The organism is Cupriavidus sp. 05N40, from assembly GCF_056397305.1.
The window spans coordinates 1-23037 of sequence record NZ_JBFTND010000113.1 but is presented as its reverse complement, the minus strand read 5'-3'; the positions used below and the strand labels follow the sequence as shown (position 1 = coordinate 23037).

General features: G+C 67.2%; 21 protein-coding genes and 1 pseudogene. 16 read left to right on the top strand and 6 right to left on the bottom strand.

The genetic code is table 11. The features are described 5' to 3' along the window. The 3 genes and pseudogenes from AC1DO7_RS24505 to yihA all read right to left on the bottom strand — a co-directional run. Window positions 1-340 (bottom strand): annotated as a pseudogene (locus AC1DO7_RS24505) (magnesium transporter CorA family protein); the annotation flags it as partial. A gap of 10 nt (window positions 341-350) precedes the next feature. Further along, window positions 351-1343, bottom strand: a complete 993-nt coding sequence (gene hemB / locus AC1DO7_RS24500) for a porphobilinogen synthase (RefSeq protein ID WP_441617969.1) — start codon at window positions 1341-1343, stop codon at window positions 351-353. A gap of 319 nt (window positions 1344-1662) precedes the next feature. Then, complete coding sequence (yihA, locus tag AC1DO7_RS24495) at window positions 1663-2367, bottom strand: ribosome biogenesis GTP-binding protein YihA/YsxC (RefSeq protein WP_477116665.1); 705 nt, start codon at window positions 2365-2367, stop codon at window positions 1663-1665. Between the two features lie 575 nt (window positions 2368-2942). On the opposite strand from yihA, the gene AC1DO7_RS24490 reads away from it, so the two are divergent. The 8 genes from AC1DO7_RS24490 (at window position 2943) to msrQ (ending at window position 11081) form a co-directional block, all read left to right on the top strand. Continuing rightward, the gene (locus AC1DO7_RS24490) at window positions 2943-3602 is read left to right on the top strand and encodes a c-type cytochrome (RefSeq protein WP_441617974.1); all 660 of its coding nucleotides are present in this window, start codon (window positions 2943-2945) and stop codon (window positions 3600-3602) included. Between the two features lie 199 nt (window positions 3603-3801). Next, the gene (locus AC1DO7_RS24485; protein WP_477116664.1) at window positions 3802-6039 is read left to right on the top strand and encodes a cytochrome c biogenesis protein ResB; all 2238 of its coding nucleotides are present in this window, start codon (window positions 3802-3804) and stop codon (window positions 6037-6039) included. A 68-nt stretch (window positions 6040-6107) separates the two neighbouring features. Continuing rightward, the gene (gene ccsB, locus AC1DO7_RS24480) at window positions 6108-7280 is read left to right on the top strand and encodes a c-type cytochrome biogenesis protein CcsB (protein WP_441618166.1); all 1173 of its coding nucleotides are present in this window, start codon (window positions 6108-6110) and stop codon (window positions 7278-7280) included. 149 nt (window positions 7281-7429) lie between these two features. Next, window positions 7430-7870, top strand: coding sequence for a COG4315 family predicted lipoprotein (locus AC1DO7_RS24475; RefSeq protein WP_441617978.1), 441 nt, complete (start codon window positions 7430-7432; stop codon window positions 7868-7870). Between the two features lie 24 nt (window positions 7871-7894). Continuing rightward, window positions 7895-8443 carry an RNA polymerase sigma factor gene (locus AC1DO7_RS24470; RefSeq protein ID WP_477116663.1) on the top strand — a complete coding sequence of 183 codons (549 nt, stop codon included), beginning with the start codon at window positions 7895-7897 and terminating at the stop codon, window positions 8441-8443. Continuing rightward, window positions 8443-9240: an anti-sigma factor family protein gene (locus AC1DO7_RS24465; RefSeq protein ID WP_441617982.1), complete on the top strand. Its 798-nt coding sequence runs from the start codon at window positions 8443-8445 to the stop codon at window positions 9238-9240. Before AC1DO7_RS24470 ends, AC1DO7_RS24465 begins: the two co-directional genes overlap by 1 nt. Before the next feature lie 132 nt (window positions 9241-9372). Continuing rightward, window positions 9373-10377, top strand: coding sequence for a protein-methionine-sulfoxide reductase catalytic subunit MsrP (gene msrP, locus AC1DO7_RS24460; RefSeq protein WP_441617984.1), 1005 nt, complete (start codon window positions 9373-9375; stop codon window positions 10375-10377). Further along, on the top strand, window positions 10377-11081 hold the full coding sequence (gene msrQ / locus AC1DO7_RS24455) for a protein-methionine-sulfoxide reductase heme-binding subunit MsrQ (protein ID WP_441617986.1): 705 nt from the start codon (window positions 10377-10379) through the stop codon (window positions 11079-11081). Before msrP ends, msrQ begins: the two co-directional genes overlap by 1 nt. 107 nt (window positions 11082-11188) lie before the next feature. Here the strand turns inward: msrQ and lysA are convergent, their stop codons facing one another. Both lysA and AC1DO7_RS24445 read right to left on the bottom strand, forming a co-directional pair. Further along, window positions 11189-12457 (bottom strand): diaminopimelate decarboxylase, encoded by a 1269-nt coding sequence (gene lysA, locus AC1DO7_RS24450; RefSeq protein ID WP_477116662.1) that lies wholly within the window; start codon window positions 12455-12457, stop codon window positions 11189-11191. A 2-nt stretch (window positions 12458-12459) separates the two neighbouring features. Next, window positions 12460-12705 carry a hypothetical protein gene (locus tag AC1DO7_RS24445; protein ID WP_441617990.1) on the bottom strand — a complete coding sequence of 82 codons (246 nt, stop codon included), beginning with the start codon at window positions 12703-12705 and terminating at the stop codon, window positions 12460-12462. A 145-nt stretch (window positions 12706-12850) separates the two neighbouring features. Between AC1DO7_RS24445 and cyaY the strand changes: the two genes are divergently transcribed. Next, window positions 12851-13186 (top strand): iron donor protein CyaY, encoded by a 336-nt coding sequence (cyaY, locus tag AC1DO7_RS24440; protein WP_441617992.1) that lies wholly within the window; start codon window positions 12851-12853, stop codon window positions 13184-13186. Between the two features lie 73 nt (window positions 13187-13259). Here cyaY and AC1DO7_RS24435 read toward each other — a convergent pair whose 3' ends face one another. Next, complete coding sequence (locus tag AC1DO7_RS24435) at window positions 13260-15635, bottom strand: penicillin-binding protein 1A (RefSeq protein WP_441617994.1); 2376 nt, start codon at window positions 15633-15635, stop codon at window positions 13260-13262. A gap of 372 nt (window positions 15636-16007) precedes the next feature. Between AC1DO7_RS24435 and pilM the strand changes: the two genes are divergently transcribed. The 7 genes from pilM to aroB form a co-directional block, all read left to right on the top strand. After that, window positions 16008-17078, top strand: coding sequence for a type IV pilus assembly protein PilM (gene pilM / locus AC1DO7_RS24430; protein WP_441617997.1), 1071 nt, complete (start codon window positions 16008-16010; stop codon window positions 17076-17078). 18 nt (window positions 17079-17096) lie between these two features. Further along, on the top strand, window positions 17097-17759 hold the full coding sequence (locus AC1DO7_RS24425) for a PilN domain-containing protein (protein WP_441617999.1): 663 nt from the start codon (window positions 17097-17099) through the stop codon (window positions 17757-17759). A gap of 2 nt (window positions 17760-17761) precedes the next feature. After that, the gene (locus AC1DO7_RS24420; RefSeq protein WP_441618001.1) at window positions 17762-18448 is read left to right on the top strand and encodes a type IV pilus inner membrane component PilO; all 687 of its coding nucleotides are present in this window, start codon (window positions 17762-17764) and stop codon (window positions 18446-18448) included. Then, entirely contained in the window at window positions 18445-18978 is a 534-nt protein-coding gene (locus AC1DO7_RS24415; protein ID WP_477116661.1) for a pilus assembly protein PilP, read from the top strand. The genes AC1DO7_RS24420 and AC1DO7_RS24415 overlap by 4 nt, the downstream gene beginning before the upstream one ends. Then, window positions 18975-21158 carry a type IV pilus secretin PilQ gene (locus AC1DO7_RS24410; RefSeq protein ID WP_441618002.1) on the top strand — a complete coding sequence of 728 codons (2184 nt, stop codon included), beginning with the start codon at window positions 18975-18977 and terminating at the stop codon, window positions 21156-21158. The genes AC1DO7_RS24415 and AC1DO7_RS24410 overlap by 4 nt, the downstream gene beginning before the upstream one ends. Window positions 21159-21425: 267 nt before the next feature. Beyond that, window positions 21426-22037, top strand: a complete 612-nt coding sequence (locus tag AC1DO7_RS24405; protein ID WP_441618170.1) for a shikimate kinase — start codon at window positions 21426-21428, stop codon at window positions 22035-22037. Further along, a partial coding sequence (gene aroB / locus AC1DO7_RS24400) for a 3-dehydroquinate synthase (protein WP_477116660.1) occupies window positions 22024-23037 on the top strand: 1014 nt, incomplete at its 3' end. The genes AC1DO7_RS24405 and aroB, both read left to right, overlap by 14 nt.

The window sequence follows — 23037 nt, the reverse complement described above, 5'->3', positions numbered from 1 at the left end:
GTGCCGCCGCGCTCGCCGCGGACTCGCCGCCCGCCTCGGCGATCAGCCGGCTGGTCTCGAAGGTGAGCTTGCGGAAGATCACCATGTCGTACGCATGGGTCGTATCGAAATACGACGGATGCGCAGGATTGGTGGCGTCGATCAGGTGCAGGTCCAGCACCGGCGCGCCGGTGAGCGCCTGCACGCTGTCGCGCCAGGCCGCCGGCGCCGCGCTGACCTCCTCGATCGGCGTGTCGACCCACACGAAGCGGGCCGCTGCGTTGCCGGCGAGAAAGTCGCGCGCCTCGTCGAGCGAGGCGAGCTGGTGGACCTGGCTGGCGGAAAAACCTAGCAGCTGCATCCGGGCCGGTTCAGCGCGTGAGCAGGCGGGCGGCGTCGCGCGCGAAATAGGTCAGGATGCCGTCGGCGCCGGCGCGGCGGAAGGCCAGCAGCGATTCCATCATGACCTTGTCGTGATCCAGCCAGCCATTCTGCGCGGCGGCCTTGAGCATCGCGTACTCGCCGCTGACCTGGTAGACGTAGGTGGGGAAGCGGAACTCGTCCTTCACGCGGCGCACGATGTCCAGGTACGGCATGCCCGGCTTGACCATCACCATGTCGGCGCCTTCCATGATGTCCTGCGCCACTTCGCGCAGAGCCTCGTCGGTATTAGCCGGATCCATCTGGTAGGTCATCTTGTTGCCCTTGCCCAGGTTCGCCGCCGAGCCCACCGCGTCGCGGAAGGGGCCGTAGAACGCCGAGGCATACTTGGCCGAATAGGCCATGATGCGGGTATGGATGTGGCCGTTGTCCTCCAGCGCGGCGCGCACCGCGCCGATGCGCCCGTCCATCATGTCCGACGGCGCCACGATGTCCACGCCGGCCTGTGCCTGCGTGAGCGCCTGCCTGACCAGGATCTCGACCGTGACATCGTTGATCACATAGCCGTTGTCGTCGAGCACGCCGTCCTGGCCGTGGCTGGTGTACGGATCCAGCGCGACGTCGGTCAGCACGCCGAGTTCGGGGAAGCGGTCCTTCAGCGCGCGCACGGCGCGCGGGATCAGGCCTTCGGCGTTGGTGGCCTCGATGCCGTCCGGCGTCTTCAGCGCCGGGTCGATCACCGGGAACAGCGCGATCACCGGGATGCCCAGCTTGACGCAGTCCTCTGCCACCGGCAGCAGCAGGTCCACCGAGACGCGCTCCACGCCCGGCATGGACGCCACGCTTTCGCGCTGGTTCTGGCCGTCGAGGATGAAAACCGGGTAGATCAGGTTGTCCGGCGACAGGCGGTTTTCGCGCATCAGCCTGCGCGAGAAGTCATCGCGGCGCATGCGGCGTGGACGGTACTCGGGGAAAGTGGACATGGCTTGAGGATGAGGGATCGGAAGGAATGGCGGGAGTGGCCGCGCCGCCGGCCGCGATTGGCTGGCGAGTGCTCGAGCAGGCCGCTCCGAAAGAAAAACTAAACTTTTGATCGTGCCCGCTATCATACTCGCGGACACTCTGTGTTGCGCTTGCGTGATGCAGCGTCCCCCGCTACTCCTCCCTGAGCGGGTACCCGCCTTCAACCGGCGGGAAAGTTCGCCCCCGTTGCTTGCAACGGGGTTTTTTTTGCCTTGCGTTTTTGTCGCCTCGCCGCCGCGCGCGGGCGCGGTTTGCGCAGCGGCGGGTACGCGCCGGAGCCTATTCCGTGGCGAGGCCGGGCGCGCCTTCGGCAGGCGCGGGCTCCGTGCCGGGCGCCACCGGCGGTTGCGCCTCGGGCAACGCCATCCACCCGGCCACCACGCGCTGGGCTTCCTCGATGCCGCGGCGCTTGAGGCTGGAGAACAGCTGCGCGGTCAGCGGCACCGGCGTGTCGAGCTGTTCGGCGTAGCCGGCCAGCACCTTGCGCGTTTCGCGCAAGGCCTGGGCATTCTCGCTGTTGGTCAGCTTGTCCGCCTTGGTCAGCAGCACGTGGATCGGGCGGCCGGTGGGCAGGAACCACTCCACCATCTGGCAATCCAGGTCGGTAAACGGCCGGCGCGCGTCCATCATCAGCACCAGCCCGGCCAGTTGCGTGCGGGTCTGGACGTAGTCGCTGAGCAGCCCCTGCCAGTGGAACTTGGCCGAGCCCGATACCTGTGCGTAGCCGTAGCCGGGCAGGTCGACCAGGAAGGCCAGCGGATCCGGCGCCTTGACGGGCGCCACCGAGAAATAATTGATGTGCTGCGTGCGGCCCGGCGTGCGCGAAGAGAAGGCCAGCCGCTTCTGGTTGCACAGGATATTGATGGCGGTCGACTTGCCGGCATTGGAGCGGCCGGCAAAGGCCACTTCCGGCACCGCCGTGGCAGGCAGGTCGCGCAGGTGGTTGACGGTGACGAAGAAGCGGGCCTGATGTRGGAGGGACATGCGCGTGGGCAATGAGGCGGGTCGGCGGCAGCTGGGCGCGAGACGTTGGAGCTGCCGGCGTGATCGCGCCGATGTGAGTGAGGCGGGCGGCACATATGCCGCCTGATTGGCCGGGGGTGACGTCGGGCCGCGTCGCGGCGCGCACATCCTCTATCCGGCACACGATTTATTGTACAATAACGCGGTTAACGGCCTCCCGATTGGGTGACGCGTGGCATCCTTGGCCCGCGTCATTTCAGGAGGGAAGCCTTGCGTGTCCGTTCCATCGTGGTAGCGCGGCCTCTCAGTTCCGGTCTCGTTGCGGCGGCGCCAAGAACCGGCGCCGGCACAGCGAGGCAAGCAAGGGCCGGGGGTCTGCTACCTGGATATTCGCACGGTCCGCCACATCCGATCGATTCGTTCGCACGGGCGTGGCGCCATCCGGGTCGCGTCTGGGCGTTGTCTGTTCAGGCGGCCGGGCGGCCGTCGTGATGAATTTCCGATGTCAAAGTCCCAGTCCTGCGCGTCCTCACCGCGGGCAGGGGGCTGAACGGCGTGCTCCGTGGAATTCAAAACAATTCAGACAAGGTGTGCGAATGAACCGCATTGCGAAACTTCTGGCTGTCGTGGCGCTGGCTCTGCCTGCAACCGCCATGACGGGTCTGGCATCTGCAGCCGAGCAGCCCGCCGCGAAGGCCGACCCGGCCAAGGGCGAAACGCTGTACACGCAAGGTGCCCCCGATCGCAATGTGCCCGCCTGCCTGAGTTGCCACGGCGCCAACGGCAACAGCGGCGGCGCCGCCAATCCGAAGCTGGCCGCCCAGCATCCCGAATACGTCCACAAGCAGCTCGACGACTTCAAGGCCAAGAGCCGCAGCAACGCCATCATGTCGCCGTACGCGGCCGCCCTGTCCGATCAGGAAATGAAGGACGTCGGCGCCTACCTGGCCAAGCAGGCCCTGAAGCCCGCCACCGCCAAGAACAAGGACACCATCGAAGCCGGCCAGAAGATCTACCGTGGCGGCATCGCCGCCAAGGGCGTGCCGGCCTGCGCGGCCTGCCACGGCCCCAACGGCTCCGGCATCCCGGCCCAGTACCCGCGCATCGGCGGCCAGTGGTCCGAGTACACCGAGGCCCAGCTCGTCGCGTTCCGCCAGGGCACGCGCAAGAACAATTCCGTGATGACCACGATCGCCGCCAAGATGTCGGACGCCGAGATCAAGGCTGTCGCCGACTACGTCGCCGGCGTGCGTTGAGAGGTCAGTTCAGACGAAACCCTGGCGTCATTGCGCTGCTGGCCGCGCCTGCGGTACTGTCGCCAGGCTTCTCCCTGAAAACAACCTCACCAAGTCGTTCCGCGCCGGCGCAAGCAAGCGGCCGGCAGCAATCGAAGAGGGTGGCCTGCGCGAGCAAGTCCACCCTCTTTTTATTTGATGGCCCAGGGCCACACTGCATATGTCGAGCGCTTCCACCTCAGGACTGCACCTGAAGACCTCCCACCGCCTGCTGCGCGACGCGGTGGAGCTGCTGTCGTCGATGCGTTTCGCCATTGCGCTGCTGACGGTGATCGCCATCGCCAGCGTGGTGGGCACGGTCCTCAAGCAAAACGAGCCGTATCCCAACTACGTCAACCAGTTCGGGCCGTTCTGGGCCGACCTGTTCCACACGCTGTCGCTGCAGAAGGTCTACGGCTCCTGGTGGTTCCTTCTGATCCTGGCCTTCCTGGTGATCTCCACCTCGCTGTGCCTGACCCGCAACGCGCCCAAGATGGTCAACGACATGCGCTCGTGGAAGGACCATGTGCGAGAGCGCAGCCTGCGTGCCTTCCATCACCGCGCCGAGTTCGATGCCGGCCGGCCGCGCGCCGACGCGGTGGCGCGCCTGTCCGCGCTGCTGGCCAACCGGGGCTACCGCATCAAGACCGTGCCGCATGAGGGCGCCACCCTGCTGGCCGCCAAGGCGGGCGCGGCCAACAAGCTCGGCTATATCCTCGCGCATACGGCCATCGTGGTGATCTGCATCGGCGGCCTGCTCGACGGCGACATGCTGATCCGCGCGCAGATGTGGTTCGGCGGCAAGACGCCGATCAGCGGCAATGCCGTGATCAACGACATCCCGCCGCAGCACCGCCTGTCGGTCAACAATCCGGGCTTCCGCGGCAATGCCTTCGTGCCGGAAGGCTCGACGGTGTCCACCGCCATCCTCAATATCGCGGACGGCGCGCTGGTGCAGGACCTGCCGTTCAATATCACGCTGAAGAAATTCACGGTCGAGCATTACTCGACCGGCATGCCCAAGCTGTTCGCCTCCGACGTGATCATCACCGACCGCGCCACCGGCCGCCGCACCGAGGCCACGGTCAAGGTCAACGAGCCGCTGGTGGTGGATGGCGTGGCCATCTACCAGTCGAGCTTCGAGGACGGCGGCTCCAGGCTGAAATTCGTCGGCTACCCGATGCAGGGCGGCAGCGACAAGACCTTCGCCTTCGCCGGCACCGTGGGTGCCAACACGCCGCTCGCCGGTACCGGCAGCGCCGCGGATGCCGAGGGCCTCACGGTGGAGTTCAGCGACTTCCGCCTGATGAATATCGAGAACGTCACCGACGCCTCCGGCAAGCCCGACGCACGCGGCGTGGCGCGCAAGTCGTTCAATGAGAAGCTCGAATCCCACCTCGGCTCGGCCGTCAATCCCGAGCGCGCGAAGGAGTTGCGCAACGTGGGCCCGTCGGTGCAGTACAAGCTGCGCGACCGCAACGGCCAGGCGCGCGAGTTCAACAACTACATGGTGCCGGTGCAGCTGGACGGCCAGACGGTCTTCCTGGCCGRCATGCGCGACTCGCCCAGCGAGCCGTTCCGCTACCTGCGCATTCCCGCCGACGAGCAGAACAGCGTGGCGGACTGGATGCGCCTGCGCGCCGCCTTGCAGGACCGCGCGCTGCGCGGCGAGGCGGCGCGCCGCTTCGCGCTCGCCTCGATGCCGGGCGCCGATCGCGAGACCCTGCGCGGCCAGCTGGCCGAAAGCGCGCTGCGCGCGCTCGACCTGTTTGCCGGCGCCGCGCGCAGCAATCCGCAGGCGCCGCCGGGCGGCTTCACCGCCATCGCCGGGTTCCTGGAGAAGTCGGTGCCGCCGGCCGAGCAGCAGAAGGCGGCCGACGTCCTGCTCAAGATCCTCAATGGCGCGATGTGGGAGCTGTGGCAGCTGGCGCGCGCCCAGGACAAGCTGCCGGTCGTGCCCAACAGTGCCCAGAGCGGCGCTTTCCTGCAGCAGGCGATCAACGCCCTGTCCGACGGCTTCTTCTACACGGCACCGGTTTTCCTGCAGCTCGACGACTTCACCGAGGTCAAGGCCAGCGTGTTCCAGATGACCCGTGCACCAGGAAAGAACATCGTGTATCTTGGCTGTCTGCTGCTGGTGCTGGGCGTGTTCTCGATGTTCTACATCCGCGAGCGCCGGGTCTGGGTCTGGGTCAAGGATCGGGGCGCCGCGGCGGCGGATACCGAGGCCGCCGGGGACGGCAAAGACGGGCAGGGCGCAGCCAGCCACGTGCTGATGGCCATGTCCACCCAGCGCCGAACGCTGGATTTCGAGAAGGAATTTGCCGCCCTGCGCGATGACGTCGGCAGGGCAGCCGGCAGCGCAGGTGATGCAGTTGACGCCGGCGACGCCGGCAAGGGCAAGCCGGCCACGCATTGAACGAGGCCAGCCCCCGCAATCAAGCAGGAACCACTATGTCTTCGAATGTGAATCAGGCCAGGACGGCGATGCCGGCGAGCGCGCCCGCACGTGCCGCAGACGGTGCCGACCAGGCTTACCTGGAACCGTCCTTCCTGCGCCGGCTGGGATGGGCCGACTGGCTGTTCGCGCTGTTGCTGGCAGTGGGGGCGGGCTTCGCGCTCACGCGCTACGGCGAGTGGATGAACGTCTACGACAAGGGCGTGCTGATCGCCGCGGTGCCCACCTTTGCGCTGCTGGGCTGGCACTGGAAGCCGCTGCGGCTGCTGATGGTGGCACTGGCGGTGTTGTCGCTGTTCGCCATCCAGCTCTATCACGGCCAGCTCGCGCGTGCCGAGCAGGCTTTCTTCCTCAAGTACTTCCTGTCGAGCCAGTCGGCCATCCTGTGGATGAGCGCGCTGGTGTTCCTGTCCACGCTGTTCTACTGGGGCGGCCTGCTGGCGCGCGCCGAGACCGGCCTGCAGATCGGCAGCAAGATGGCGTGGGCGGCGGTGGTGCTGGGCTTCACCGGCATGCTGGTGCGCTGGTACGAGTCGTACCTGATCGGCGCCGACATCGGCCACATTCCCATCTCCAACCTCTACGAAGTGTTCGTGCTGTTCACGCTGATCACTTCGCTGTTCTACCTGTACTACGAAGGCCACTACGCCACCCGCGCGCTCGGGCCGTTCGTGATGCTGGTGGTGTCGGCCGCGGTCGGCTTCCTGCTCTGGTACACGGTCAGCCGCGACGCCAGCGAGATCCAGCCGCTGGTGCCCGCGCTGCAGAGCTGGTGGATGAAGATCCACGTGCCCGCCAATTTCATCGGCTATGGCACCTTCGCCCTGGCTGCGATGGTCTCGGTGGCGTACCTGCTCAAGCAGCACGGCATCCTCGCCGAGCGCCTGCCCGCGCTCGAAGTGCTGGACGATGTGATGTACAAGGCCATCGCCGTGGGCTTTGCCTTTTTCACCATCGCCACCATCCTCGGCGCGCTGTGGGCGGCCGAGGCCTGGGGCGGCTACTGGAGCTGGGATCCGAAGGAGACCTGGGCGCTCATCGTCTGGCTCAACTACGCGGCCTGGCTGCACATGCGCCTGATGAAGGGCCTGCGCGGCACGATGGCGGCGTGGTGGGCGCTGGTGGGCTTGCTGGTGACGACCTTCGCCTTCCTTGGTGTCAACATGTTCCTCTCCGGCCTGCATAGCTACGGCGAACTCTGATCCGGATGCTGCGCTGCAAGAAGAAAGCCCGCCGAGAACCCGGCGGGTTTTTTTTCGCCCATATGGAATAAAGTCGTCACATCCGGTGTTTACTGAAGGGACGGCGCCGGCTGGCGGCGCCGCATCGCAATCGCATGGAGACACCCATCATGGCCCGTTCCCGTCTTTCCGCTTTCCCGTCCCTGACTTCGCTGTCACGTCCTGCCGCGCTCGCCCTGGCCTGCTCCGCCGTACTGCTGTCCGCCTGTTCGGGCATGGGTGGCATGGGCGGTGGCGGCGGCAATATGCCGCCCACGGTGAAGGTCGCCAACGGTGCGCTGACCGATCCGCAAGGCCTGACGCTCTATACCTTCGATCGCGACGGCGGCGACAAGAGCGTGTGCAACGGCGCCTGCTCCACCAACTGGCCGCCGCTGATGGCCTCGCCGGGCACCAGCGCCATGGGCAGCTACACCATCATCACGCGCGACGATGGTTCCAAGCAGTGGGCCTACCGCGGCAAGCCGCTGTACCGCTTCGCCAAGGATGCCAAGCCGGGCGACCGCACTGGCGACAACTTCAACAACGTCTGGCACGTCGCCACGCCCTGAACGCGGCGCGTGCAGCCTGAGGGCATGGACGGCTTCGACCGCCAGCTGGTCGCGCTGGCGCCGCGCCTGCGGYGCCACGCGCGCGGCCTGACCGGGGACGCGGCGAGCGCCGACGACCTGGTGCAGGACACGCTGGAGCGCGCCCTGCGCTACCGCTGGCGCTTTCGCCTGCGCACCGGCGCCTGGTGGGGCGACGGCGCCGACGGGTTGCTGTCCTGGCTGCTGACGATGATGCACAGGCTGCGCATCAATGCTTACCGGCGTGCCGATCTCGTGACCTTTGCCGACACCCTTCCCGACGTACCCAGTGCTGCGCCCGGACCCGCCCTCGGGCTGGACCTGGAGAGGGCGCTCGCCCGCCTGCCCGAAGCCCAGCGCGCGGTGATGCTGCTGGTTGGCCTGGAGCAGTTCACCTATGCCGAGACGGCGCAATTGCTGGGCGTGCCGGTCGGCACGGTGATGTCGCGCCTGGCGCGCGCGCGCGAGCAGATGCGCGAGCTGCTCGATGGCAGCCCGGCCGCGCCACACGCCGGCGCCGCCGGTGGCGTGCATGGTCTGCAGCGAGTCAAGTGATGTCCCCGATCAGCGAAACCGATCTCCACGCCTATGCGGACGGCCAGCTCGACCCGGCCCGCCGCGCCGAGGTGGAAGCGTTCCTGGCGGCCCATCCCGAGGCCGCCGCGCGGGTCAGCGCATGGCGCCGCCAGACCGGAGAGCTGCACGCCGCGCTGGATGGCGTGCTCAATGAAGCCGTGCCCCTGCGCGCGCTGCCCCCGAGGCTGCAAGGCCGCGCCGCCGGGCCGGCACGGCGCATGGCGGGCTGGGGCATGGCGCTGGCCGCGAGCCTGGCGTCGCTGGCGATCGGCGGCGCGGCCGGCTGGCTGGCCCATGGGCGTGCCGATGTCCTCGCCGCCAGGACGCCTTCGGTCGAGCGCTTCGCGCGCGATGCGCTGGCCAGCCACGTAGTCTACGCGCCCGAGGTGCGACATCCGGTCGAGGTTGCCGCGGTGGACGAGACGCACCTGGTCGCCTGGCTGTCCAAGCGGCTTGGCGCGCCGCTGCGCGTGCCCGACCTGCGTGCCCAGGGCTTTCGCCTGATCGGCGGGCGCCTGGGCGTGGCCGAAGGCGGCCCGTCCGCCATCCTCATGTACGAGGCCGATGACGGCAACCGGGTCTCGTTGCAGCTGCGGCACATGGCGTCCGGCACCCCCGACACCGCCTTCCGGCTGGAGAGCCTGCCCGGCACCCCCGGCACCACGGCGTTCTACTGGGTGGACCGCGACCTCGGCTTCGCCCTGGCCGGCCCGCTCGGGCGTGCCGCGTTGCTGGCGCTCGCGCAAGCCGTGTACCACCAGTACCAGGGCGGCTGAGCCCGCCGACGCGGACGCGAAAAAGCTGTCAGGATTCGTCCGCACCAAGCGACTGAGCATGAGATCCGATCGCGCAGGCGGCCTCCCGTGGGCAGGTGTGCGCGAACAAGCATGCAACGAGGAACCATAACGATGCTGATTCCCTCTCCAAAATGGCTGCGCGGCGACGATATCGCCGCCAGCGAGATCACGCCGCGCGGCGTCTTCGATGCCCGTCGGCGCCTGATGGCAATGGCGGCGGCAGGTGCCGTCGGGGGCACGCTCACGCCCTGGTTCTCGCGCCGGGCGCTGGCCCAGACGCCACACGGGCAGAAGCTGCCGGCGACGCCCAACAACGCCTACGTGGTGCCGGAAAAGCGCACGTCGTACGAGGACATCACCACGTACAACAATTTCTACGAATTCGGCACCGACAAGTCCGATCCGTCGCGCAATGCCGGCACCCTGCGCACGCGGCCGTGGCAGGTCGCCGTCGAAGGCCTGGTGAAGAAGCCCAAGGTCTACGATATCGACGAACTGCTGCGCCTGATGCCGCTGGAGGAGCGCGTCTATCGCCTGCGCTGCGTCGAAGGCTGGTCGATGGTGATCCCGTGGAGCGGCTATTCGCTGGCCGAGCTGATCCGCCGCGTGGAGCCGCAGGCCGGGGCCAGGTACGTGGAATTCGTCACCCTCGACGACAAGAAGCAGATGCCCGGCGTCAGCAGCCGCGTGCTTGACTGGCCGTACACCGAGGGCCTGCGCATGGACGAGGCCATGCATCCCCTGACGCTGCTCGCATTCGGCCTCTATGGCGAGGTGCTGCCCAACCAGAACGGCGCGCCGGTGCGCGTGGTGGTGCCGTGGAAATACGGCTTCAAGAGCGCCAAATCCATCGTCAAGATCCGCTTTGTCGACAAGCAGCCCAGCACCAGCTGGAACCTGGCCGCGGCACAGGAATACGGCTTCTATTCCAACGTCAACCCGGAAGTGGACCATCCGCGCTGGAGCCAGGCCACCGAGCGCCGCATCGGCGAGGACAAGGGCGGTGGCGGCTTCAGCGCCCTGTTCGCACCCAAGCGCAAGACGCTGCCGTTCAACGGCTACGCGCCGCAGGTGGCGTCGCTGTACCAGGGCATGGACCTGAGGAAGTTCTTCTGATGGCGACGCCGGACTTGTCCCCGCCGCGCGTCGCGGCGCCTGGGGCGCGTCCCGCGCGCCGGGCCGGGCAAGCGGGTCAGGCGGGCCTGGCTCCCGGCCGCGTGCGCGCCGTCAAGGCGGCCGTGTGGCTGCTGGCGCTGCTGCCCTTCCTGCGCCTGCTGCTGCTCGGCTTCACCGGTCAGTTCGGCGCCAACCCGCTTGAGTTCGTCACGCGCTCGACCGGCACGTGGACCCTGGTGATGCTGTGCGCCACGCTGGCGGTGACGCCGCTGCGGCGGCTGAGCGGCTGGAACTGGCTGGTCCGCCTGCGGCGCATGCTAGGCCTGTTCGCCTTCTTCTACGGGCTGCAGCATTTCCTGCTGTGGCTTGCCGTGGACCGGGGCTTCGACGTGGCCTACATGATCAAGGACATCGCCAAGCGTCCGTTCATCACGGTGGGGTTTGCCGCCTTCGTGCTGTTGGTGCCGTTGGCGGCCACCTCGACCAACGCCATGGTCAGGCGCCTGGGCGGCAAGCGCTGGCAATGGCTGCATCGCTCCATCTACGCCATTGTGGTGCTGGGCATCCTGCACTTCTGGTGGCACAAGGCGGGCAAGCACGATTTCGGCACGGTATCGATCTACGCCGCGGTGGTGTTCGTCCTGCTCGCCATGCGGGTCTGGTGGTGGTGGCGCAGGCCGGCGCCGCAGCCGGCACGCCGCTGAGGCACGCACGCACCCAGCCAGACGGCGGGCGTCAGAGATAGCGCTGTCGGCCACCACCACGCGCCAGCCCTGGTGCGCCAAGCGGCGCGGGCCGGCGGGCGAGTGGGTCAGCCCTGCAGCAGGCGCTCGTCGCGGAACAGGTCTTCCACGCGTTCGCGGCCACGCACCAGGTGCACGTCGTCGCCGTCGACCATCACCTCGGCCGCGCGCGGGCGGGTGTTGTAGTTGGAGCTCATGACGAAGCCGTAGGCACCGGCCGACATCACTGCCAGCAGGTCGCCCGGCTGCACCGACAGCGCGCGGTCGCGGCCGAGCCAGTCGCCGGATTCGCACACGGGGCCGACGATGTCGTAGGTCACGGGCGCGACCTGTGCCGCTTCGCGCAACTGCACGGGTTCGATGCGGTGGTAGGCCTCGTACATGGCGGGGCGCGCCAGGTCGTTCATGGCCGCGTCGACGATGCAGAAGTTCTTGGCCGCGCCCGGCTTGAGGAATTCCACCTGCGTCAGCAGCACGCCGGCATTGCCCACCAGCGAGCGGCCCGGCTCGAACAGCACTTCGCGATGGCCATGGCCGCGCTCGGCCACGCGGTCGAGCAGGGTGCGGGCGAAGCCGGTGATGTCCGGCGGAGTCTCGTCGTCATAGGTGATGCCGAGACCGCCGCCGACGTCGATGTGCTCGAGCTTGATGCCTTCGCGCTCGAGCGCCTCGACCACGTCCAGCACCTTGTCCAGTGCTTCCAGGTAGGGCGAGACCTCGGTGATCTRCGAGCCGATGTGGCAGTCGATGCCGGCCACTTCCAGGTGCGGCAGCGCGGCCGCGGCACGGTAGGTCGGCAGCACGTCCTCGAAGGCCACGCCGAACTTGTTGCCCTTCAGGCCGGTGGAGATATACGGGTGGGTCTTGGCGTCCACGTCCGGGTTGATGCGCAGCGACACGCGCGCGCGCTTGCCCATGCGGCCGGCCACGGCGTTCAGGCGGTCCAGCTCGGGGATCGATTCCACGTTGAACGACAGCACGTCGTGCGACAGCGCGAGTTCCATCTCGGCGGCGGTCTTGCCCACGCCCGAGAACACCACCTTGCGCGGATCTCCGCCCACCGCCAGCACGCGCTGCAGCTCGCCCCCGGACACGATGTCGAAGCCTGCGCCGAGCTTGGCGAAGACCTGCAGCACGGCCAGGTTGGAGTTGGCCTTCATGGCGTACTGCACGCGCGCGCGGCGGCCCTGGCACGCCGCGGCGTAAGCCTGGTAGGCGGCGCTCAGCGCGGCGCGCGAGTACACATAGGTGGGGGTGCCGTATTCGGCAGCGATACGCGCGAGCGGTACGTGCTCGACGGCAAGCGCGCCGTCGTGGCGATGGAAGAAGGCGGTCATGGTTACTTGGCGGTGGGGGTGGCGGCCGGGGCCGGCGCGGTATCGGTGGCCGGGGCGGGCGCCGCGGGGGCGGGACTGGGCACGTTCGGCAAGCTCGGATTGCCCAGGCCGGGGTCCGGCACGGCCGGCTTGGCCGGCGCGGCCGGTGGCCGGGGCATCGTCAGCGGGCCGCGGATGCCGCATCCCGAGAGCAGGGGCATCGCAAGGCTGGCGGCAATCGCCGATACAATCGCAACACGACGCAACATCGGGTCGTCCTAGAAGAGTCGTCCCGACCCGTCCCCGCAGCGGGGCCCGGGCTGGCGGGACCAACGAAAATACGAAACTTGATTCAACACGCTACCGGCCGGGCGACACGCGAGTGGCGCTGGCCGGGCGGTCTTGGAGTTTAGCATGCCCCCCATGAGTGAAAGCGAGTTCCTGGCCCTGGCCCAGCAAGAGCTGGACAGGCTGGAGAGCGCGGTGGAATCGGCCGCCGACGCGGCCGATGCCGACATCGAAATCAACCGCGCCGGCAACCTGATCGAGCTGGAATTCGAAGACGGTTCCAAGATCATCGTCAACAGCCAGGCGCCGATGCAGGAGCTGTGGGTGGCGGCGCGTTCGGGCGGCTTCCATTTCCGCCATGATGGCCGGCAATGGCTGGATACGCGCGGGGGAGGGGAGTTGTATGCGGCGCTGTCGGACTACGTGAGCCAGCAGGCCGGGGTGAAGCTGAAGCTGGTCTGAGTGCTGTGTGCCGGCGTCCTGGCGAACGCCGGCACTGATAGCACTGATACGGAACGATCCCGTCGGGCGCGGCTCAGCCGCCGCCGCCGAACATCTCCAGGATCCGTTTCTTCTCGCCTTCCACGTCAGCCGGGGACTGCGAGCTCTCGTCCGGCTTGCCGGGCCACGGATCGCCCAGCCCCACCGAAGCCACGCCGGCGCCGCCGGCATTTTCTTCGAAGGTCCAGTCGCCGGCCACCATGACCACGCCCTCGGGCGCCTGCCGCTCGGGGATCTCGGGCACGCCCTTGAGCATCTTGCCCATATAGCCCACCCAGATCGGCAGCGCGAGGCCGCCGCCGGTTTCGCGCACGCCCAGGCTCTTGGGCTGGTCGTAGCCCATCCATGCGATCGCCACCAGCTTGGGCGTGTAGCCGGCGAACCAGGCGTCAACGGCGTCGTTGGTGGTGCCGGTCTTGCCGGCCAGGTCGTTGCGGCCCAGGCGTTGCTTGGCACTGTTGGCCGTACCGGAGCGCACCACTTCGCGCAGCATCGAATCGGCGATAAACGCCGTGCGTGCATCGAGCACGCGAACCGCGTCCGCGCCGGCGCGCTGCGGCTTGGTCTCGGAGATCACGTTGCCGCGCGCGTCGACCACCTTGTGGATCAGATAGGGATTGACGCGGTAGCCGCCGTTGGCGAACACCGAGTAGGCGCCCGCCATCTGCAGCGGGGTGACGCTGCCCGCGCCCAGCGCCATCGGCAGGTAGGCCGGGTGCTTGTCGGCGTCGAAGCCGAAGCGCGTGATGTAGTCCTGGGCGTACTGGGTGCCGATGGCGCGCAGGATCCGCACCGACACCAGGTTCTTGGACTTGGCCAGCGCGCGGCGCATGGTCATCGGGCCCTCGAACTTGCCGTCGTAGTTCTTCGGCTCCCACACCTGGCCGCCGTTGTCGGCGATCGAGATCGGGGCGTCGTTGATCACGGTGGCGGGCGAGAATCCCTTCTCCAGCGCGGCCGAGTAGATGAACGGCTTGAAGCTCGAACCGGGCTGGCGCCAGGCCTGCGTCACGTGGTTGAACTTGTTGCGGTTGAAGTCGAAGCCGCCCACCATCGAGCGGATCTCGCCGTCTTCCGGGTTGAGCGAGATAAAGGCCGCCGAGACCTCGGGCAGCTGCGTCACCGACCACGCGCCCTTTTCGTCCTGCGTCACGCGGATGATGGCGCCGGGCCGGATCTTGGCCTTGGGCTGCGCGTTGGCCGCCAGAGACGGCGCGATGAAGCGCAGCGCCTGGCCTTCGATGGTGGCGACTTCGCCCGACAGCAGCGTGGCGGTGACCTGCCTGGCGGACACGCTGGTGACCACGGCGGAGCGCAGGTCGTCGCTGCCCGGGTGTTCCAGCAGCGCGTCGTCGATGGCCTGCTCGCGCTCGTCGGCGCCGGAGGGCAGGTCGATGAAGGCCTCGGGGCCGCGGTAGCCGTGGCGGCGCTCGTAGTTCATGATGCCGGAGCGCACCGCCTCGTAGGCTGCGTCCTGGTCCTGCTTGTTGAGCGTGGTGTAGACCGTCAGGCCGCGCGTGTAGGTTTCCTCGCGGTATTGCGCGTACATCAGCTGGCGCACGATCTCGGCCACGTATTCGGCGTGGGTGGAGAATTCGTTGCCCTCGCCGCGCACTTTCAGCTCTTCGTGGATGGCCTTGTCATATTGCTCGGGCGTGATGTAGCGCAGGTCGCGCATGCGCTGCAGGATGTATTCCTGGCGCACCTTGGCGCGCTTGGGATTGACCACAGGGTTGTAGGCCGAGGGCGCCTTGGGCAGGCCCGCCAGCATGGCGGCCTCGGCCGGCGTCACGTCCTTGATCGACTTGCCGAAGTACACCCGGGCCGCGCTGGCGAAGCCATAGGCGCGTTGCCCGAGGTAGATCTGGTTCATGTACAGCTCGAGGATCTGGTCCTTCGACAGGTTGGCCTCGATCTTGTAGGCCAGCAGCATTTCATACAGCTTGCGGGTATAGGTCTTCTCGCTGGAGAGGAAGAAGTTGCGCGCCACCTGCATGGTGATGGTGGACGCACCTTGCGACAGCCCGCCGCGCAGGTTGGCCAGGCCGGCGCGCAGCACGCCGACGAAGTCCACGCCGCCGTGTTCGTAGAAGCGGTCGTCCTCGATGGCCAGCACCGCTTTCTTCATGACGTCCGGGATCTCGGCGATCGGCACGAAATTGCGGCGTTCCTCGCCGAACTCGCCGATCAGCACGTTGTCGGCCGTGTAGATGCGCAGCGGGATCTTGGGGCGGTAATCCGTGATGGTGTCGAGCGAGGGCAGGTTCGGTGCCGCCACCAGCAATGCGTATCCGAGCAGCAGCGCCACCGCCACGATGCCGGCCACCAGCAGGCCCAGTACCCAAAAGGTTGCCCGCATCCAGATCGGACGGCGGGCGGGCAGGGACGGCTTCTGTTGTGCTGTGGCCATAAGGGAAATACCTAGTTAGAGGTGCCGGGGATTATATCTCCGGGGATTGGGTGCTCCGGACGTGCTGTGGCGCGAGCGTCGCTATCGGGCTGTTACAAGATGTAATGCGATTTAGATCTGCATGAAACGCGGCGAGGGGCGGAGCGCAGGGGCGGCGGGGTTCCGTGGGATTTTGACAACGCTTTATGTGGGGTGCTCACGAAAAGCAATCGTGGTCAAACCGGCACATTGCMAGCGCCYCWSGTTTTTGTGAGAATCCAYSAACTAAAAGAGCAAAACGTTTCATCCAAGAAACAAAACAGACTCGCCAAATTAGAGCTAGCAAGCCAAGGCGAGTTCAACGGTCAGGGGGTCACCTTGCGGCGAGGTATCTTGTCGGGGTTGTTGCGCCGTACGACGGTCGGCGTGGACATCGGGTCGTCCAGCGTGAAGGTAGTCGAGCTGTCCGTGGGCAGTGGCAAGACCGACTATCGGCTGGAAAAATGCGCCAGCGAGTTGCTGGATCGCAATGCCGTTGCCGATGGCAACGTGGTCAATATCGAAGCGGTGGGCATCGCCCTGAAGCGAGCGCTCGGCAAGGCCGGGATTCGCGGCAAGGAGGTTGTGCTCGGCGTGCCTTCGATGCTGACGGAATCGCAAACCGTCAGCCTCCCGGACAACCTGTCCGAGGATGAACTCTACGTACAGGTGGAATCGGAGGCGCACCGTCTCTATCCCCCCTCCCAGGCCGTCAATTTCGACTTCGCCGTGATCGGTCCCAGCGAGACCGAGGGCGGCATCGGCGTGCGCGTGACCGCTGCCAACAGCGACCGCGTGCAGGAACGCGTGACCGCCGCCGAGATGGCGGGGCTCAAGCCGCACGTGATGGACGTCGAGGAATACGCCGTGCAGCGCTCGGTGGTGCAGATGCTGGGCGTGAAGCCCGACCTCAGCGAGACCGATGCCAAGGAACTGCCCGTGGTGGCCGTCATCCACCTCGGCGGCAGCCGTTCCAAGGCCATTTTCTACCAGGGCTGGAAAGAGCTCTACGAGCAGCCGCTCAACAGCTACGGCGACCAGCTCACCCAGAGCGCGGCGCGCATGTTCACGCTGGACGCGCTCAAGGCCGAGATCAAGAAGCGCAAGAACACGCTGCCCGAATCGTGGCGCACCCAGTTGCTCAGGCCTTCGCTGGAAGCGCTGGCGGTCGAGGTGCAGGGCGCCGTGCGCAACTTCCTGTCTGCGTCGAGCATCGGCCGGGTCGACGAGATCCTGCTCTCCGGCGGGCATGCCTCGCTGGTCGGCGTGCAGGCCGCGATCGAGCAGCAGACCGAGATCACCACCACGCTGGCCAACCCGTTCGCCAACATGATGACTGCCGGCAAGGTCAACGAGCGCTATCTCCAGCGCGACCTGCCGGCCTACATCGTGAGCGCCGGGCTTGCGCTGCGCGGCCTGCAGTAAGCCAGCGAGGAAAGCCGCATGCCTACCAACACGATCCCGACAGTCAACCTGCTGCCGTACCACGAGGCCCGCAAGGCCTCGCGCCGCAAGAAGGTCTACACGCTGCTCGGCTGCGCGGCCGGGGCCGGCGCGCTGGTGGTGCTGCTTGGCGGCCTGTACATCGACAGCCGCGTCGAAGCGGTGGCCGGGCTGAACCAGGTGCTCACCGTCGAGAACAGCCGCCTGGACCTGCAGATCCGCGAAGTCAATTCGCTGCGCAAGGACATCGAAGGACTGCTGCAGCGCCAGAAGGCCATCGAAGGCCTGCAGAACGAACGCAACCGGCCCGTGCAGCTGCTCGAGGAACTGGTGCGCCAGGTGCCCGAGGGCGTCTACCTGACCACCCTCAAGCAGACCGGCGATGCCTTTACCGTGACCGGCATCGCCCAGTCCAACGAGCGCGTGTCGGAGCTGTTGCGCAACTTCAGCCTGGTGGACTGGCTGGACAAGGCCGAGCTGGTCGAATCCAAGGCCGTGATGATGACCAACAACCTGCGCGAGCAACGGCGCCTGTTCGACTTCTCCATGCGCTTTGCCTACCGCGCGCCAGAGACGCCGGATGACGCGAAGGGCGGCAAGAACGGCAAGGCCGGCGCCGCCAGCGGTGTTGCGGCGCAAGGCGCCCAGGGCGGGAAGGGCTGACCATGGCACTCAATTCCGAAATCTCGCTGGCCACGCTGAACGACCTCACCGCGCAGTTCCGCGGCCTCAATCTCAACGAGCCCGAAACCTGGCCGGCCGCGCCGCGTGTGCTGTTCGCGGTCCTGGCGGCGGTGCTGGTGCTGGTGCTGGGCTGGCAGTTCTACCTGAGCGGCAAGCTCGACGAGCTCGATCGCAAGCACGCCGAGCAGGAAAGCCTGAAAGCGTCCTACCAGAGCAAGGTGGGGCAGGTCGCCAACCTGGATGCGCTGCGCAAGCAGAAGGCGGAAGTGGAGCAGCGCGTAGCGCTGGTCGAGCGCCAGCTGCCGAACAAGACCGAGATGGACGCGCTGCTGGCGGACGTCAACCATGCCGGCGTGGCGCGCGGCCTGCAGTTCGAGCTGTTCAAGCCGCAGGCTGCCGTGATGAAGCCCTATTTCGCCGAGATCCCGGTCAACCTGAAGGTCACCGGCCGCTATCACGACGTGGCGCAGTTCAACGCCGACGTGGCCGCGCTGTCTCGCATCGTGTCGATGCAGGGGCTGCAGTTCACCACGGGCAAGGACGGCGGGCTGGCGATGGAGGCCGTTGCCATGGCCTACCGCGCGCTCGATGCCGACGAACAGGCGGCGCAGCGCAAGGCGGAAGCGACCGCGGCAGCGGCCAAGAATGCCGCGGGAGCCAAGAAATGATGCCAGCGATCCAGGCTTCATGCGTGCGCGCCTGCGCCTGTGCGCTGCTGGGTGCCGCGCTGCTGGCGGCGTGCGGGGCCAGCGACGAGGACGGCCTGCGCCAGTGGATGGCACAGGCGCGCGCCGCCAAGGCGCCGCCGCCCGCGCCGCTGCCCGAGCCCAAGCCCTATGTGCCGCGCGATTACGCCGGCCGCAGCGCGCCCGAGCCGTTTGCCCAGAACAAGATCGGCGACCTCAACCGGGTCTTGTCCGAATCGCCGGAGKCCGGMCGGCGRCGMGAGCCGCTKGAGGAMTWCCCGCTGGAAAACTTCAAGATGCTGGGCGCCATGAAGAAGAGTGGCGACACATATGGCGTCGTGCAGGTAGACAACAAGATCCACCACGTCAAGGTGGGGCAGTATCTCGGCCAGAACTACGGCCGGGTGGTCCGCATCAACGATCAGGAGATCGTGTTGCGCGAATTGGTCCGGGAAGGGGTAGCCGAGTGGAAAGAGAAAATCACCAGCCTGAAGCTGGAGGGGTCGGCATGATCATGGGTCGCTGGTACCGGGCGCTTGCGGGCGCCGCGGTGATGATGCTTGCCTTGGCCGCGCCGGCAGCGATGGCGCAATCGACGACAGGCAACGCGGTCAAGCGCGTGGACGCCACCGCGTTGGGCGAGCAGACCGTCTTCACGGTCGAGATGGCGGGGCCGCTCGCGCAGAAGCCGGCGGATTTCACCACGCAGAACCCGCCCAAGCTTGCCATCGACTTCCTCGATACCGGCTTTGCGCCGGGCCGCGCGCAGTACGACTTCGGCGGCAAGCTGCTCAAGAGCGCCAACGTGGTGCAGATCGGCGACCGCACGCGCGTGGTCCTCGATCTCGCGCGCGTGGCCAGCTACCGCACCGAAGTCCGCGGCAACCAGTTCGTGGTGCTGCTCGACAACGTGGCGCAGAGCTCGCGCCCGGCGGCGCCGACCTTCGCGCCGAGCTCGGCGCAGGCGTCGCAGATGGCCGCCAACCGGCCCACCGTGCGCAATATCGATTTCCGCCGTGGCCCGGACGGCGCGGGCCGCATCGTGGTGGACCTGTCCTCGCGCGATTCCGGCATCAATATCGCGCAGCAGGGCCAGAACGTGGTGGTCGACTTCCTCAACACCGGCATGCCCGACGGCCTGCGCCGGCGCTACGATGTCAGCGATTTCGGCACGCCGGTGCAGGGCATGCGCGCCGGCGACAACAGCGGCAACACGCGCCTGACGATCGAGCCGCGCGGCAACTGGGAATACAGCTCCTACCAGACCGATACGCAGTTCGTGGTCGAGGTACGCCCGGTCAAGGAGGATCCGGCCAAGCTGATCAGCGGCGCGGGCTTCCGCGGCGAACGGCTCTCGCTGAACTTCCAGAACATCGATATCCGCTCGCTGCTGCAGGTGTTCGCCGACTTCACCAACCTCAACATCATCACCAGCGAAAGCGTGCAGGGCAACCTGACGCTGCGCCTGAAGGATGTGCCCTGGGACCAGGCGCTGCAGATCGTGCTGGACGCCAAGGGCCTGGCCTCGCGCCGCAACGGCAATGTGCTGTGGGTGGCACCCAAGGCCGAGCTGGCCACCAAGGAAAAGCTCGAGCTCGAGTCGCAGCAGCAGATCAATGATCTCGAACCGATYCGCAGCCAGGTGTTCCAGCTCAACTACCAGCGCGCGGAGGATGTGCGCCGCATGCTGCTCGGACTGGCCGCTGCTGGCGGTGTGGGTGCCGGTGCAGGTGCCGGAGCCATGTCCAGCATTACCCCGCTTGGTGGCGTGGGTGGCTTGACGACCGGCACGACGCGCATGCTGTCCAAGCGCGGTTCGCTGACGGCCGATCCCCGCACCAACCAGCTGTTCGTGTCGGATATCGCCATCAAGCTCGAAGAAGTGCAGAACTTCCTTGGCAAGATCGACATCCCGGTGCGCCAGGTCATCATCGAGGCGCGCATCGTCGAGGCCAACGACACCTTCAGCCGCAACCTGGGGGTCCGTCTCGGATTTGCGTCCAAGACGAGTGGTTCGGCCGTGGGTAACTCGATTACCAACGTGCTGAGCCCCGTCACGAACCCGATCTCGCAGGCCGGCACCTGGGACAACTCCCCGGCGCTGAGCCTGCCGGCGGCGGCGATCAATGGCGTGAATCCCAGCTCGGTGGCGGTGAGCCTGTTCAGCAACACCGCCGGCCGCTTCCTTGCGCTCGAGCTCTCGGCGCTGGAGGCGGACGGACGGGGCAAGATCATCTCCAGCCCGCGCGTGGTCACCGCCAACAATATCAAGGCGCTGATCGAGCAGGGCACCGAGCTGCCCTACCAGGCGGCCACCTCCAGCGGCGCCACCTCCGTGCAGTTCCGCAAGGCCAACCTGAAGCTGGAAGTGACGCCGCAGATCACGCCCGAAGGCAATGTGCTGCTGGACGTGGACGTCAACAAGGACAGCGTGGGCATCCAGACCACTGCGGGCTTCGCCATCGACACCAAGCACGTGCAGACGCAGGTGCTGGTGGAGAACGGCGGCACGGTGGTGATCGGCGGCATCTACAGCCAGACCGAGACCACCAACGTCAACAAGGTGCCCTTCCTGGGCGACATCCCGATCCTGGGCAATCTGTTCAAGGACAGCGCCAAGGTCAACAACCGCACCGAGCTGCTGGTGTTCCTGACGCCGCGCGTGCTCAACGAGAGCGTCTCGCTGAAATAGGCCCGAACTACGCCGGATACGCCGGATGCAGTAGACTGGCAGGCCGCATCGCTCGCGATGCGGCCTTTTTATTGCCCGGGCTGGCGGGCGCGGGAGCGGGGCAGGTCGAGGGGTGGGCCGCCGCAAGCGCGTTTCCTGCCACTTGCCCGGAATGCTCCGACATAAGAAGATGACGCTGTTTTCCACTGCGGTGGCCGGCCAGAGACCCGGCTTCCGCCCGATACGCCAGTGACAGTCACCCGCCCGAACCTTTTCTTTGTTGGCCTGATGGGTGCCGGCAAGACCACCGTCGGCCGAACCGTGGCCCGGCGCCTGAACTATCCCTTCTTCGATTCGGACCACGAACTCGAGGCGCGTTGCGGCGTGCGGATTCCGATCATCTTCGAGCATGAGGGCGAAGCCGGCTTCCGCGACCGCGAGGCACACATGATCGACGAGCTGAGCCAGCGCAGCGGCATCGTGCTGGCCACCGGCGGCGGCGCGGTGCTGCGCCCGGAGAACCGCGCCCACCTGAAGGCGCGCGGCACCGTGGTCTACCTGCGCGCCAGTCCGCACGACCTGTGGCTGCGCACGCGCCACGACCGCAACCGCCCGCTGCTGCAGACCGCGGACCCCAAGGGCAGGCTCGAAGCGCTCTATGGGGAGCGCGACCCGCTTTACCGCGAGGTGGCGGATTTCATCATCGAAACCGGCAAGCCCTCGGTGGCCCAGCTTGCTAATATGGTGTTGATGCAACTTGAAATGGCCGGTTTCAGCGTGTCCGCGGAAGAGCCCGAGGAGCCCGGGGAGCCGGGCGAACCCGGCGAACCCGGACGGGACGACGGCACGGACGCCGACACACTACCGGTGCAGGACCAGGATCACGATGATCACCCTTGAAGTCGACCTGGGGGAGCGCAGCTACCCCATCCATATCGGTACCGGCCTGCTCGACCAGGCCGAGTTGCTGCGTCCCCACGTGCGTGGGCAGCATGCCGTCATCGTCACCAACGAGACCGTCGGTCCGCTCTACGCGGCGCGGGTCGAGGCCACGCTGGYCGCGCTCGGCAAGACCGTGCGCACGGTGACCCTGCCTGACGGCGAGGCCTTCAAGCACTGGGAAACGCTCAACCTGATCTTCGACGCGCTGCTGACCGCGGGCGCCGACCGCAAGACCACGCTGGTCGCCCTCGGCGGCGGGGTGGTGGGCGACATGACCGGGTTTGCCGCTGCCTGTTATATGCGCGGCGTGCCCTTCGTGCAGATGCCGACCACCTTGCTGGCGCAGGTGGATTCCTCCGTGGGCGGCAAGACCGGCATCAACCACCCGCTGGGCAAGAACATGATCGGCGCCTTTCACCAGCCCAACGCGGTGATTGCCGATATCGACACCTTGCGCACGCTGCCGGAGCGCGAACTGGCCGCCGGCCTGGCCGAGGTGATCAAGCACGGCGCCATCGCGGATGCGGAGTATTTCGGCTGGATCGAGCGCAATATCCGCGCGCTCAATGCCTGCGACCCGGACACGATGGCATTGGCCGTGCAGCGCTCGTGCGAGATCAAGGCCGCCGTGGTGGCCCAGGACGAGCGCGAGGGCGGCCTGCGCGCCATCCTCAATTTCGGCCACACCTTCGGCCATGCCATCGAGGCGGGCATGGGCTACGGCGAGTGGCTGCACGGCGAAGCCGTGGGCTGCGGCATGGTGATGGCGGCAGACCTGTCGCACCGGCTCGGCTTCATCGATATCGAGACGCGTGCGCGCCTGGTGCAGCTCACGCGTGCGGCCATGCTGCCGGTGGTGGCCCCGGAGCTCGGCACGGACCGCTACATCGAACTGATGAAAGTGGACAAGAAGGCGGAAGCCGGCAGCGTCAAGTTCATCCTGCTCAGGAAGCTGGGC

What these genes read in the sequence shown, in the direction of transcription:
- hemB (WP_441617969.1), bottom strand. Translation starts at nt 1,343, where the DNA reads ATGTCCACTTTCCCCGAGTACCGTCCACGCCGCATGCGCCGCGATGAC.
- AC1DO7_RS24490 (WP_441617974.1), top strand. Translation starts at nt 2,943, where the DNA reads ATGAACCGCATTGCGAAACTTCTGGCTGTCGTGGCGCTGGCTCTGCCT.
- ccsB (WP_441618166.1), top strand. Translation starts at nt 6,108, where the DNA reads ATGCCGGCGAGCGCGCCCGCACGTGCCGCAGACGGTGCCGACCAGGCT.
- AC1DO7_RS24475 (WP_441617978.1), top strand. Translation starts at nt 7,430, where the DNA reads ATGGCCCGTTCCCGTCTTTCCGCTTTCCCGTCCCTGACTTCGCTGTCA.
- AC1DO7_RS24465 (WP_441617982.1), top strand. Translation starts at nt 8,443, where the DNA reads ATGTCCCCGATCAGCGAAACCGATCTCCACGCCTATGCGGACGGCCAG.
- msrP (WP_441617984.1), top strand. Translation starts at nt 9,373, where the DNA reads ATGCTGATTCCCTCTCCAAAATGGCTGCGCGGCGACGATATCGCCGCC.
- msrQ (WP_441617986.1), top strand. Translation starts at nt 10,377, where the DNA reads ATGGCGACGCCGGACTTGTCCCCGCCGCGCGTCGCGGCGCCTGGGGCG.
- AC1DO7_RS24445 (WP_441617990.1), bottom strand. Translation starts at nt 12,705, where the DNA reads ATGTTGCGTCGTGTTGCGATTGTATCGGCGATTGCCGCCAGCCTTGCG.
- cyaY (WP_441617992.1), top strand. Translation starts at nt 12,851, where the DNA reads ATGCCCCCCATGAGTGAAAGCGAGTTCCTGGCCCTGGCCCAGCAAGAG.
- AC1DO7_RS24435 (WP_441617994.1), bottom strand. Translation starts at nt 15,635, where the DNA reads ATGGCCACAGCACAACAGAAGCCGTCCCTGCCCGCCCGCCGTCCGATC.
- AC1DO7_RS24425 (WP_441617999.1), top strand. Translation starts at nt 17,097, where the DNA reads ATGCCTACCAACACGATCCCGACAGTCAACCTGCTGCCGTACCACGAG.
- AC1DO7_RS24420 (WP_441618001.1), top strand. Translation starts at nt 17,762, where the DNA reads ATGGCACTCAATTCCGAAATCTCGCTGGCCACGCTGAACGACCTCACC.
- AC1DO7_RS24405 (WP_441618170.1), top strand. Translation starts at nt 21,426, where the DNA reads ATGGGTGCCGGCAAGACCACCGTCGGCCGAACCGTGGCCCGGCGCCTG.